The sequence below is a fragment of the Aeromonas media genome (assembly GCF_020423125.1).
In the GTDB taxonomy this organism is placed as follows: Bacteria; Pseudomonadota; Gammaproteobacteria; order Enterobacterales; family Aeromonadaceae; genus Aeromonas; species Aeromonas media.
The window spans coordinates 3,874,787-3,887,127 of the sequence record NZ_CP075564.1; the positions used below are offsets into that span (position 1 = coordinate 3,874,787).

Sequence of the window (12,341 nt, forward strand, 5' to 3'; positions counted from 1 at the left end):
AGACGGGAGATACATGGGCATGGGGCGCGGCCTGGAAAGGGGTTTTTTGGCATAGCTCGACCCTGGCCCCAGGGATAAGGGGCATATTTATCTGCAAATTTGCGCAAGCTCCCGCACATCAGCCCCTGTTCATCGATGCTTTGGCGGCAGGGTGAGAATGACTTTGACAAGCCTGTGACCATTTAGCACAATCAAACGCCACTTTTTTTCCGCGGGACAATAATTTATGACAACTGAATCCCCAAGCTACTCCACCATCGAGCAGGCATTCTCCCTTGGGAACGGGCAGGATTCTGCCCTCAACTGGTTGCGCAAGAACCGCAGTCAGGTCGCCATCTTCCTGGTGAGCGGCATCAAGCTGGAGGGGACCATCAGCGGCTTCGACCAGTACAGCGTGCTGTTGACCGATGCCCATGGCAATCAGCAGCTGGTCTACAAGGCCAAGATCTCCACTATCGCCATGCACTCCGGCCGCCCCCAGGTCAGCATCCAGCGCGCCCGCAAGCCACGGGTCTCCATGGCTCCGCGTCCCCACGGCGGCCCTAGCCGTTATGACGACAACCAGGGCGGTAGCAGCGAGCAGTGATGCTCGCCTCCTCCTGACTCTGAGCTTGCCGCTGCGTCAATTAGTGACGACGCGCATCCCCACTCTCATGTCATGCCTGTCCCGTATGAGAGTGGGTCTTCTCCCCCCAGGCGGCCTCGACGGCCAGCCCGTTTGCTCAGTAGGTCAATCCGACCGGCTTCCCTTCCTTGACCATGCACACCTGCATGCCCGCGGCCTCACCGGCCTGCGCCCCTATGCCCGTGTCCTCGAACACCAGACAGCCGTCAGGCGCAACCCCGAGTCGCTGTGCCACCAGCAGGAAAGTATCCGGGTGGGGTTTGTGCAGTTCGACATCGTCGGCGGTCACCACCACGGGGAAGTAGCTATCCAGTCCGGTATTGCGCAGCACGGCTTCGGCATTGATGCGGGGTGAGCCCGTGCCTATCCCCATGGGAATGAGACCGTGATAGCGCCTGACCAGATCCAGCATGGCCGGGAAGGGGGTCGCCTTGTCCAGGTTGGCCACATAGTGCTCCGTCTTGCAGCGCGTCACCACCAGCGGGTCCAGCGCGATCTGCTGCACCTCGGCCACCAGCAAGGCTATCTTGCGGCTGGGCATGCCACCCAGTTCATAAAACCAGTCGGCATCGAACTGAAAGCCAAACTCGCGGGCGGTATGTTCCCAGGCGGCCAGGTGCAAAGGCATGGAGTCCACCAGGGTGCCGTCGAGGTCGAAAACCAGGCCTTGAAATCCGGATAGGGTCATGGTGCAGGATCTGTCTGTGAAAAATGGGCCCCCATTCTAGCCAGACCCCGGCCCCATCGCCATGCGTCAGAGGGCGAGAAACGCTTGCCACCACATTTATGCCGAGGAAAAGAGATGCACCAGAGCGTTGGCCCCCTGGCGCGGTGAGGAAGGAGAGAGGGTGAGTCCGACGTCAGCGATAGGCCAGGGTACAGGCCCGGCCCTGTGACTTGGCGTGATAAAGCGCCTGATCCGCCTGCTCGGTCAGGGTCTGCCACCCTTTGTCCGAGGAGGGGATGAGGTAACTGAAGCCGATGCTGACGGTGAGCATCGCCGCCACACGGGAGGCCGGATGGGGGATCTGCAGGGCTTCCAGCCCGTAGTGGATCTGCTCCGCCAGTCGCTCTGCCTCCCCGGGTTGCGGGGCGCACAGCAGGATCACGAACTCCTCACCGCCATAACGGGCCACCAGATTGGTACGCCGCCGCTCGGTGTCCTGCAGCAGGGCCGCGACCCGTTGCAGACACTGATCCCCCTTGCCGTGGCCGAAGTGATCGTTGTAGGACTTGAACTCGTCCACGTCTATCATCAGTACTGCCAATACCCCCTGATGACGGCGCGCCCGCTCCCACTCCCGCTCCATGGTGATGTCCCACTGACGGCGGTTGGCGATCCCGGTCAGGGGATCCTCCAGCGACAGCAGGGAGAGACGCCGGTTGGCCTCCTCCAGCGCCCGGTTGGTGTCGGCCAGCTGCCGGGTCCGCTCCTGCACCCGCAGCTCCAGGTCACGGTTGAAACGCTCGAGCGCCGCCTGGGTGCGCTGGCGGATCAGCAACTGGGAGAGCACGGCGGCATATTGCTTGAAGATCTCGCTCTGATACGCCTTGAGCGGACGACGCCAGAGCAGGTTGTCGGCGGCGATCCAGCCGATGGGGGTACCCCCGTCCCAGAGCGACACCATGGCATTCCAGCCGCGCCCCACCACCTGCTTCTCGTAATAGAGCGGGGTATCTTCCAGCACCAGCACATAATCCTTGCGTCGCAGCGCCTCCTGCACCGTGGGATGATCAGGAATGGGACTGATGAAATGGCGCTCGTCGATGAGCTCACCCGCCTCGTTGGTACCCCAGGTACCGTGCATGGTCTTGAGTTGACTGTCCGTCAGGAAGATGGCGATGCGATCGAACTGCAACTCCTGACGCGCCAGCACCACCGCATCGTGCAGCAGGCGATCCTCACCGTCACAGCGCGACAGCTTGACTCCTACCTGGTGCAATGCCTGCAGCATGCTGAGGAAGGAGTCCTGCAGGGCCTGGCTGCGGACGAGATCGGCCTGGGTATTGATCCGTTGATCCCGCTCCAGATCGACCTGACCGGCGAGCCGCCGGCTCTCCAGCTCGGCGGCGAGGTAGTGCATCAGCAACTGGATGCTCTGTTGCTGACGCCTTGGCAAGCGATCGAGGCGGCGCCGGGTTTCCAGATAGACCACGGCCTCCAACCCCTTGTGGCGCTTGAGCGGGAAGCTTGCACGCAGGCGTGGGCTCTCCGGCTCGACGCTCTCCCAGATGGCACGGGTCGGCGCGATCGGCTCCACCAGCAACTGGCCGAGATCGAGGGAACGTTCAATGAAGAGGAGAGGCAGGTCGAGGGAGGTGAGCATGTCGGCGCTCAGACAGAGCAAGCCCTGCTCAGGCCTGTAGTGGTAGAGCTGGGGCGTTGGCGCCCGCAGCCACAGATAGATCTGCTCGGCCTCGGTCTTTTCTCTGACCGCCGCCAACGTCACTTCACAGAGATGTTCAAAACTGGTGAAGTGCTCCAGATCCCATTCTTGCATGCCAAATCATCCTTGGTTGTATCCAAGCGAGTATATCGGCAAAGCCTGGCCATTAATTGACCTGGCAATCAAAAGCGAGATCCAGAGCCCAGTTTTTACAACAGATTCAAGGCCTGCATGGCTTGGCGGATCCGCTCGCGGGTAGCGTCAGACAGCGGCATCACCGGCAGACGGCACTCCTCACTGCACAGACCAAGCAGGGAGACTGCATACTTGGCGCCCGCCGGGCTCGGCTCGGCGAACATGGCCTGATGCAGCGGGATCAGCTTGTCCTGCAGCTCGCGGGCGGCCTGCCACTCGCCTGCCAGGGTCAGGTTCTGGACCTCGGCCACCAGCTTGGGGGCCACGTTGGCCGTCACCGAGATGCAGCCCTGGCCACCGCCGATGTTGTAGGCAACGGCGGTGGCATCTTCCCCGGAGAGCCAGGCAAAGGGCTTCTTGATCAGCTGACGTTCAACCCAGGGGCGGGCCAGATCGCCGGTGGCATCCTTCACGCCGGCGATGCGCGGCAACTCGGCGAGGCGGGCCAGGGTCGCCGGCTGCACATCGACGATGGCGCGGGGCGGAATGTTGTAGACGATGATGGGTTTTGTGGTGGCGTCATGGACCGCCTTGAAGTGGTGGAACAAGCCTTCCTGATTCGGGCGGTTGTAATAACCGGCCACATGCAGGGTGGCATCCGCCCCCATCTGCTCGGCGAAACGGGTGTATTCGATGGCTTCGACCGGATTGTTGGACCCCGCGCCGGCGATGACAGGGATCCGTCCCGCCACCTGCTTGACCACCAGCTCCACCACCCGGCAGTGCTCGTCGTGGGTCAGGGTCGGACTCTCACCCGTGGTGCCGACCGGCACTATGCCATGGGTCCCCTGCTCTATGTGCCACTCCACCAGACGAGCCAGCGCGGCCTCGTCCAGCTGGCCCTGTCGAAATGGGGTAATCAGGGCAACTATCGAACCTTGAAACATGGGATTTCCTTCTCCTAAACAGATGGATTGGTCAATAAAAAGCCCCGGTACGTGGGTCGCTACCGGGGCTTGAATCGTCTCAGGGATGAGAGGTTACGCGCGCACGCCAGCAGGCCCGAATGTCAGGCTGTGTTTATGCTTTCGTTTCGATACGCATGACCGCATTGCATCATCTCTGGATAAATAAGGTGTCTGGGCATATTTCGGGAACACGGCATAAATGTCAAGGCGAAAGCGGCCATGTATAATGGCCGCCCAAAAAAGTGTGGAGAGTCCCAATGAGCCGTCCTGTCAGTGCCGTCAGCCAGATGCTGGAACGTAATCAAGCCCTCTTTGTCGGCAAACGGCTATTGGTGTGTGGTGCCCTGGAGGATGATTACCCTCGTCAACTGGCCGAGCTGACCGACTCCCTGACGGTCTTCACCACGGATTACTGCTATTACCGCAGCCAGCAGGCGGCCCTGGGTGAGCGCATCCTGTTCGATCACCAGCTCGGCGGGAGCCCTCGCTTCGATGCCCTGCTGCTGCTGATGCCCAAGGCCAAGGCCGAGGCGCAATATCTGCTGGCCATGATGGCCCCGCTGCTGGAGCCTGGCGCCGAGCTGTTCCTCGCTGGCGAGAACCGCGGCGGCATCAACGGGGCCGACAAGCTGCTGGCTCCCTATGGTGAGAAACCGGTCAAACGCGACTCGGCCCGCCGCTGCTCCCTCTATCATGGCGAGCTCGGCAAGCCCGTCGCCCCGTTCGAGCTGGATGCCTGGTTCAGCCGTTATGAGTGCAAGGCCGGCGATACCAAGCTGACCGTCATGGCACTGCCAGGAGTCTTCAGCGCCGACGGGCTGGATCTCGGCAGCCAGATGCTGTTGGCGAGCCTCCCACCCATGCAGGGCAAGCTGCTCGACTTTGGCTGTGGCGCCGGCGTCATCGGCTCGATATTGGCCAAACGCAACCCGGCACTGACGGTGAACATGGTGGATATCAGCGCCCTTGCGCTCGAATCCAGCCGCCGCACCCTGGCGGTCAACGGTCTGCAGGGGCGAGTCTATGCCTCTGATGTCTACTCCGATATTGCCGAAATATTCCAACATATCGTCTCGAATCCCCCCTTCCATGCCGGGCTCAAGACCTTCTATGCAGCGACCGAAACCTTCCTGGCAAGGGCACCCGAATTTCTCACCGCCGATGGCGCCCTGACCATAGTCGCCAATGCCTTCCTGCGTTACCAACCTATACTGGAGACGCACTTCAAACGGACCGAGGTGATCGCCGGCGATGGCAAATTCAAGGTGTATCTGAGCAAAGCCTAAATAAGTGCAACGGTTGTAATAAAACAAGTAGAGAGTGCCAGAAGGGATCTGTTAAGGTACCAAGAAAACGTTTACCACCCCTTTAGGGGTGTTTTTTCGCAGCAATATGAAAACCTTTTCAAGGTATGAACTCAGGGAGAGAAATACGATGGCAGGCATACTCACCATGATACTGGCTGGCGGCGAAGGAACCCGACTGCAGCCACTGACCACCACCCGCAGCAAGCCCTCTGTCCCATTCGGTGGCAGCTACCGCTTGATCGACTTCGTCCTCAACAACTTCGTCAACGCCGACTTCCTGCGCATCTACGTGCTCACCCAGTTCAAGTCCCAGTCCCTCTACCTGCACATGAAGAAAGGCTGGAACATAGTCGGCATCACGGATCGTTTCATCGATCCCATTCCGGCTCAGATGCGGATGGGTAAACGCTGGTATGACGGCACGGCCGACGCCATCTATCAGAACCTGCGCTTCATCGAGATCTCCGACCCCGAGCACGTCTGCATCTTCGGTTCCGACCACATCTACAAGATGGATGTGAGCCAGATGGTTAGCTTCCACAAGCAGAAGGCCGCGGCCCTCACCGTGGCAGCCCTGCGCATGCCCATCGAGGAGGCGAGTGCCTTCGGGGTGATCGAGGTGGATCAGGAAGGCCGCATGATAGGGTTTGAAGAGAAACCCAGGCATCCGAAGCCCATCCCTGGAGATCCCACTCAGGCTCTGGTCTCCATGGGCAACTACATCTTCGAGACCGAGGCGCTCTACCGTGAGCTCAAGCGCGATGCCGCCGAGGAGAATTCCAGCCACGATTTCGGCAAGGACATCATCCCCAGCCTGTTCCCGCGCGCTCCCGTCTATGTCTATGACTACAGCACCAACGTGATCCCGGGTGAGAAGCCCAACGTCTACTGGCGTGATGTGGGGACTCTCGACTCCTATTGGCAGGCCCACATGGACCTGGTGGCCGACGACGCCCCCTTCTCCCTCTACAATCGCAAGTGGCCGCTGCACACCCACTACCCGCCGCTGCCCCCCGCCACCTTCATCGACACCGATGACTGCAAGGTCAAGATTGCCAACTCGCTGATCTCCGGCGGTTGCTTCATTCAGGGCAGCCAGATCCAGCGCTCCATCCTGGGTTTTCGCTGCAACATAGGCCCCTGCAGCCACATCAGCGAGTCCGTGCTGCTCGGGGATGTGAAGATAGGTGAAGGCTGCTCAATTCGACGCGCCATCATCGACAAAAACGTTGAAATTGCACCCGGCACCGTGATCGGTGAGAATCTGGACCATGACAGAGAGCGGTTTACCGTATCCGAAGGCGGTATCGTCGTGGTACCTAAGGGAGCAAGAGTTGGCTATTAACCCACTGAAAGTCCTGTTTGTCGCCTCGGAGGTTGAGGGGCTTGTGAAGACCGGGGGCCTGGCAGATGTGGCCAAGGCCCTGCCGCAGCATCTCGCCCGGGAGGGTCACGACGTTCGCATCATCCTGCCCTTCTACCAGACGCTAAAGCGCCGGGATGAAGCCAGACTGCTCGCCTCGCGCTGGTTGCCCACCCCCCAGGGGCGGGACGACATCAGCTATCGAATCTACCAGCTGGAACTGGACGGGATCTGCGTCTATCTGCTCGATTGCCCAGCCTATTTCGAGCGGCCCCAGCTCTATGCCGAGAACAATCAGGCCTATCCCGACAACGGCGAGCGTTTCGCCTTCCTCGCGGCGGCAGCCCTGCACGCCTGCGAGCAGCTGAACTTCGCCCCTGACATAGTCCACTGCAACGACTGGCACACCGGCCTGCTGCCGCTGCTGCTCAAGACGCGCCACGCTCACAATCCCTTCTTCCAGCGCACCCGGTCTGTCATCAGCATCCACAATGCGGCCTTCCAGGGGGTGTTCGATCGCCAGCAGTTCTGGGCAGTGCCGGAGATCCAGGACTACGAGCAGCGCATCAACTACGACTACGGTCACATCAACCTGCTCAAGTGCGGTGTGCTCTACGCAGACAAGATCAATGCGGTCAGTCCCAACTATGCCAGCGAGCTGCTGACGCACCTGGGCGCTCACGGCATGGCCAGCGTGTTCCAGCAGCGGGCGAGCGACTTGCGCGGCATCCTCAACGGTTGTGACTATCAAGATTGGGATCCTGCCTTCGATCCCCTGCTGCCCGCCACCTATGACGCCGACCACCTGGCCGGCAAACACACCTGCAAACGGGCACTGCAGCAGGAGACGGGGCTGCCCGTCGGCAACTTGCCCATCTATGGCATGGTGTGTCGTCTGACCGAGCAGAAAGGGGTGCATTTGCTTATCCCGGCGCTGGACAAGTTCCTGCAACACCAGGTCCAGGTGGTGATCGTGGGCTCGGGCGACCCTTCCCTCGCCGCCCAGTTGCAGACCATAGCCCAGCAACATCCCGACCGGTTCGCCTTCATCAATGCCTATGACGACCGTTTGGCCCACCTGGTGGAAGCGGGCGCCGATTTCTTCCTGATGCCTTCGCTGTTCGAGCCCTGCGGCCTCAACCAGATGTACAGCCTGGCCTATGGCACCCTGCCGTTGGTACGGGCCGTCGGCGGACTGAAAGATACCGTGGTGGACTGGGATGCCGATCCCGCCAGGGCGACCGGTTTCTGCTTCAACGATCCCACCGCCAGCACCCTGCTCGATGCCATGCGCCGCAGCCTGCTCCACTACCTGCAAGAACCCGAACGGTTTGCCCGCGTGCAGCAAAATGCCATGCACACCCGCTTCGACTGGGCCGACTCCGTCCCTCTGTACGAACAGATGTATCAGGACGCACTGGCCCCGGCGTGACCCAGATTGCTGAAGTTTTGTGCCCTTGACACGGCTTTATCCGTCAACAGCGAAAAAAGTCCCCTTTGGCTGTTGACGCCCCCCCAAAACTCTATAGAATCCCCCACCGCAGTGATGCGAAGGTGGCGGAATTGGTAGACGCGCTAGCTTCAGGTGTTAGTGTCCCACGGATGTGAGGGTTCGAGTCCCTCTCTTCGCACCATACTGCAACATGCTTCATCGATGGCATGTAAAACAAGATTGATGACAATGTGCGAAGGTGGCGGAATTGGTAGACGCGCTAGCTTCAGGTGTTAGTGTCCCACGGATGTGAGGGTTCGAGTCCCTCTCTTCGCACCATGCTTTTATCAGACAGCATGTAAATCCAGACTGATAACCCGAATGTGCGAAGGTGGCGGAATTGGTAGACGCGCTAGCTTCAGGTGTTAGTGCCCCCCGGGTGTGAGGGTTCGAGTCCCTCTCTTCGCACCATGCTTTGTCAGACAGCATGTAAATCCAGACTGATAACCCGAATGTGCGAAGGTGGCGGAATTGGTAGACGCGCTAGCTTCAGGTGTTAGTGCCCCCCGGGTGTGAGGGTTCGAGTCCCTCTCTTCGCACCATGATTCTGACATGTAAACACAGAGCAATGCGCTCCAACCGCATTTAAAAACCAGCTGGAGAAAATCAGTGTGCGAAGGTGGCGGAATTGGTAGACGCGCTAGCTTCAGGTGTTAGTGTCCCACGGATGTGAGGGTTCGAGTCCCTCTCTTCGCACCATTCATCATGCAAAAAGGCCCATCACGAAAGTGACGGGCCTTTTGTTTTTGTCCCTGCCATGGCTATGCTGTTGAAGATGCCATGCCACCACAGGGGTTTTCCCATGATCCTGGATACCGACATTCACAACTTCTATGAGCATCTGGTGCTCAAAGAGATAGAAAAACAGGGACTTAACCAGACACTGACCCCCTACCAACTGGCCGATCTCTGTTGCCTGACCCTCAATCAACTCCCCTCTCACTACATACGCCACAACGTCGACATGATCTACTTCACCCCGGATGCCGAACGCACCGAGATGGAGCAGAAGGTCATCGCCTCCCTCCGCCAGGCCTACGACAAGATCCAGGCCGTCCCTTCCCGCTGAACGGCTCCTATAGCCAGCTTTGCTGCCAGAGCAGGGTGACGACCCCCGTCATGCCCGCGACCGGCAGCAGGATCAGCGCCGGCCTCAGCCTGGGTTCCAGCATGACCCAGGCGGCCAGCAAGAAGCCCAGACTCCACAGGCCGTATGCCTTGTCCTGACCCCAGCCCAACACCGCCAGCAAGGCTGCCAGCAAGAGACACCGCACTATCCAGATCATGATGATACTACCCACAGAATTAAACGATAACGATTATCGTTTGTGATTATGGGGAGTGCAATCGGACTTCTCTATGGGTTTTGGCTATTTGCCCTGCATCGGCCTGATATTCAAAAAAAGCGCCGATGAGATCAACTAATGAGTAGATTTATCAAACATTAATGCATTTTTGCTAAATAAGTTGGGATTTTGCGCCCCGGGTTTGTGGTAGATTGCGGCCTCTTTTTGGGCCGGCCCCTCGGGATACGTGTATCCACAGGACGAGAGGGACCGACCTTGGCGAGCAAGAGTTTAGGAAGTATCTATGCAAAACCAACAAAACCACATCCGATTGCCTGGCATGGTGCAGGTGTTTGCCTGCCTGGCCATTTTCCTGGCCCTGGCCTTTTCGTTCACCAGCGTGCTCGATCTGCCGATCCAGCTGGCACTGTTCATCGCCTGGTTCGTCATCATGGGGCTCGGCATCCGGCTAGGCCATGATTACAAGTCTCTGGAGCAGGCGGCCGTCGACGGCGTCGCCAAGGGGATGGGGGCCATATTGATACTGGTCTCCGTCGGTGCCCTGGTGGGCACCTGGATCGCCGGCGGCATAGTCCCCAGCATCATCTACTTCGGCCTCAAGGTGATACACCCCTCCATCTTCCTGCTGGCGACCCTGATCATCTGCTCCCTCACCTCGCTGGCTACCGGCACTTCCTGGGGCTCTGCCGCCACGGCGGGGATCGCCATGATGGGGATCGGCCACAGTCTTGGGGTGCCCGCGCCCCTGGTGGCCGGTGCCGTGCTCTCCGGCGTCTACTTCGGTGACAAGCTCTCCCCGCTCTCCGACTCCGTAGTACTGGCCTCGACCATGTCCAACGTCGATGTGGTGGAACACATCAAGGGGATGCTGCCCATCAGTCTGTTCTCCTACGTCATCACCGCCGCCCTGTTCACCGTGGTCGGCATGCAGTACTCCGGCAACGTCAGCCTAGAGCAGGTCAACCTGGTGATGGAGGCGCTCGACAAGCAGTTCAACATCACCCCGCTGGCCATTGTGCCGGTGGTGCTGGTGCTGGGCCTGCTGGCGAACCGCAAACCCGCCTTCCCGGTGATCAGCTTCGGCGCCCTGCTCGGCCTTGTCTGGGCCATCGCCTTCCAGGACATGGACCCGGTCAAGGCGATGCACTCCGCCTACAGCCCGTTCGCCATCACCTCAGGCGTCGACTTCATCGACAACATCCTGGGTCGCGGCGGCATGGAGTCCATGCTGGGCTCGGTGGCCGTCATCATCTTCGGCTTGGGCTTTGGCGGCCTGCTGGAGAAGGTCGGCATACTGGCGGTGATCGCCAGTGCCTTCGAAAAGCGCATCAACAGCGTCGGCAGCCTGACCAGCCACACCATAGGCACCGCCTTCCTGGCCAACGTGTTCGGCTCTGCCATGTATGTGTCCCTGATCCTGACCCCCAAGATCATGGCCAAGAACTACGACCGGCTGGGACTGGCACGCAAGAACCTCTCCCGCAACGCCGAGTTCGGCGGCACCCTCACCTGCGGCATGGTGCCCTGGAGCGACAACGGCATCTTCATGGCCGCGGTGCTGGGGGTGGCCACCCTCGACTACCTGCCCTACATGTGGCTCAGTTTCACCTGCATCATAGTGACCATCACCCTCGCCTATCTGGGCAAGGCGGTGAACCGGGTGCCGGTGATAGAGGCGGCCAGCTCCCGCTAACAGCAGGAAAAATAATGACAAAGGCGCCATCACGGCGCCTTTTGCTTGGGGGAAGTTCGGGGTTAAGCTGGCAACCAACCTCGTCGCCCGTGGCAGGATGCCCAGATGAATTTTACCTTTCGCCAGATCCGTTACTTCGTGGCCGTGGCCGACAGCTTCTCGGTCAGCCGCGCCGCCGCCGAGCTGCACATATCCCAGTCGGCAGTCACCAGCGCCATCCGCGAGCTGGAGACCGAACTCGGCGCGGCCCTGTTCGAGCGCAACCCGCGTGGCGTCACCCTGACGGCCCAGGGCCACCAGTTTCTGCTCCATGCCAGGCGCATTCTCGGCGCCATGACCGAAGCCGGCCAGTCCCTCAAGGCGGTGGCCCAGCAGGATCAGGGGCAGCTCACCATAGGGGTGACGACGCTGGTGGCCGGTTACTACCTGTCGGAGGCCATAGGCCGCTTTCGCCGCGCCTTTCCGGCGGTGCGCATCGAGGTGAAGGAAGACGAGCAGCCGTTTCTGGAGCATCAGATCGTCAACGGCGAGGTGGACGTGGGGATCCTGATGACCAACCGCACCATACGCCAGGAGGCGTTCGATACCGAGCTACTGACCCGCTCGCCACTGCGGCTCTGGCTCGCCGCCAACCACCCCCTCTGCGCCGAATCGACCCTCTCCCTCAAAGCATTGGGTGACGAGCCCATGATCTCGCTGACCGCCGATCAGCTGGATCAGATCATCGGCGGCGGCCTGCGTCGCTATGGCATAGCACCGCGCATCGTGCTGCGTACCGCTTCGGTGGAAGCGGTGCGCAGCCTGGTGGCGAGCCAACTCGGGCTCGCCCTGCTGCCGGACTTTGCCTACCGCCCCTGGTCGCTGGAGCAGGAGCGGGTCGAGGCCCGCGCCATCAAGGAGCCCATCCCCGCCATCGACATCGGCCTGGTGTGGCGGCGCGGCTCGCGGCTCGACTGGACCGCCCGCGAGTTCATCGACATAGCGCGGGATCAGAGCCGGCTGCGGGCCCGCCAGCCGGTCTCCCGCTAGCCAGCGCCCTCAGGGTGATCACCGCGCCGCCATCA

At 60.6% G+C, this 12,341-nt stretch carries 11 protein-coding genes and 5 tRNA genes; 12 read left to right on the plus strand and 4 right to left on the minus strand.

The window, feature by feature from the left end:
• Positions 1–226: 226 nt before the first annotated feature.
• Entirely contained in the window at positions 227–586 is a 360-nt protein-coding gene (gene hfq / locus KI797_RS17860) for an RNA chaperone Hfq (protein ID WP_005327536.1), read from the plus strand.
• A gap of 136 nt (positions 587–722) precedes the next feature.
• Here hfq and KI797_RS17865 read toward each other — a convergent pair whose 3' ends face one another.
• The 3 genes from KI797_RS17865 to dapA all read right to left on the minus strand — a co-directional run bounded on the left by KI797_RS17865 (position 723) and on the right by dapA (position 4,094).
• Positions 723–1,313, minus strand: a complete 591-nt coding sequence (locus KI797_RS17865) for an HAD family hydrolase (protein WP_226170405.1) — start codon at positions 1,311–1,313, stop codon at positions 723–725.
• Between the two features lie 172 nt (positions 1,314–1,485).
• A complete protein-coding gene (locus KI797_RS17870) occupies positions 1,486–3,126 on the minus strand; it encodes a sensor domain-containing diguanylate cyclase (protein WP_226170407.1) in 1,641 nt (546 codons plus the stop codon).
• Positions 3,127–3,221: 95 nt separating this feature from the next.
• Positions 3,222–4,094, minus strand: coding sequence for a 4-hydroxy-tetrahydrodipicolinate synthase (dapA, locus tag KI797_RS17875; RefSeq protein WP_005327540.1), 873 nt, complete (start codon positions 4,092–4,094; stop codon positions 3,222–3,224).
• A gap of 278 nt (positions 4,095–4,372) precedes the next feature.
• On the opposite strand from dapA, the gene rsmC reads away from it, so the two are divergent.
• The 9 genes from rsmC (at position 4,373) to KI797_RS17920 (ending at position 9,346) form a co-directional block, all read left to right on the plus strand.
• Complete coding sequence (rsmC, locus tag KI797_RS17880; protein ID WP_226170409.1) at positions 4,373–5,401, plus strand: 16S rRNA (guanine(1207)-N(2))-methyltransferase RsmC; 1,029 nt, start codon at positions 4,373–4,375, stop codon at positions 5,399–5,401.
• 148 nt (positions 5,402–5,549) lie between these two features.
• Positions 5,550–6,767, plus strand: a complete 1,218-nt coding sequence (glgC, locus tag KI797_RS17885) for a glucose-1-phosphate adenylyltransferase (RefSeq protein WP_005327542.1) — start codon at positions 5,550–5,552, stop codon at positions 6,765–6,767.
• A complete protein-coding gene (gene glgA, locus KI797_RS17890) occupies positions 6,757–8,217 on the plus strand; it encodes a glycogen synthase GlgA (RefSeq protein WP_226170411.1) in 1,461 nt (486 codons plus the stop codon). The genes glgC and glgA overlap by 11 nt, the downstream gene beginning before the upstream one ends.
• 116 nt (positions 8,218–8,333) lie before the next feature.
• Positions 8,334–8,419, plus strand: a tRNA-Leu gene (locus KI797_RS17895).
• A 51-nt stretch (positions 8,420–8,470) separates the two neighbouring features.
• A tRNA-Leu gene (locus KI797_RS17900) sits at positions 8,471–8,556 on the plus strand.
• Positions 8,557–8,602: 46 nt separating this feature from the next.
• A tRNA-Leu gene (locus KI797_RS17905) sits at positions 8,603–8,688 on the plus strand.
• A gap of 45 nt (positions 8,689–8,733) precedes the next feature.
• Positions 8,734–8,819 (plus strand) — tRNA-Leu (locus KI797_RS17910).
• Positions 8,820–8,890: 71 nt separating this feature from the next.
• Positions 8,891–8,976 (plus strand) — tRNA-Leu (locus KI797_RS17915).
• Positions 8,977–9,079: 103 nt separating this feature from the next.
• A complete protein-coding gene (locus KI797_RS17920) occupies positions 9,080–9,346 on the plus strand; it encodes a late competence development ComFB family protein (RefSeq protein WP_161507516.1) in 267 nt (88 codons plus the stop codon).
• Between the two features lie 7 nt (positions 9,347–9,353).
• On the opposite strand, the gene KI797_RS17925 is transcribed toward KI797_RS17920, so the two are convergent.
• Positions 9,354–9,563 carry a hypothetical protein gene (locus KI797_RS17925; RefSeq protein ID WP_041206801.1) on the minus strand — a complete coding sequence of 70 codons (210 nt, stop codon included), beginning with the start codon at positions 9,561–9,563 and terminating at the stop codon, positions 9,354–9,356.
• 304 nt (positions 9,564–9,867) lie between these two features.
• Here KI797_RS17925 and nhaC point away from each other — a divergent pair, with 304 nt between their 5' ends.
• Together nhaC and KI797_RS17935 are read left to right on the plus strand one after the other, a co-directional pair.
• Positions 9,868–11,277 (plus strand): Na+/H+ antiporter NhaC, encoded by a 1,410-nt coding sequence (nhaC, locus tag KI797_RS17930; RefSeq protein ID WP_226170413.1) that lies wholly within the window; start codon positions 9,868–9,870, stop codon positions 11,275–11,277.
• 105 nt (positions 11,278–11,382) lie between these two features.
• Positions 11,383–12,306, plus strand: a complete 924-nt coding sequence (locus KI797_RS17935; RefSeq protein WP_226170416.1) for a LysR family transcriptional regulator — start codon at positions 11,383–11,385, stop codon at positions 12,304–12,306.
• Positions 12,307–12,341: the final 35 nt, after the last annotated feature.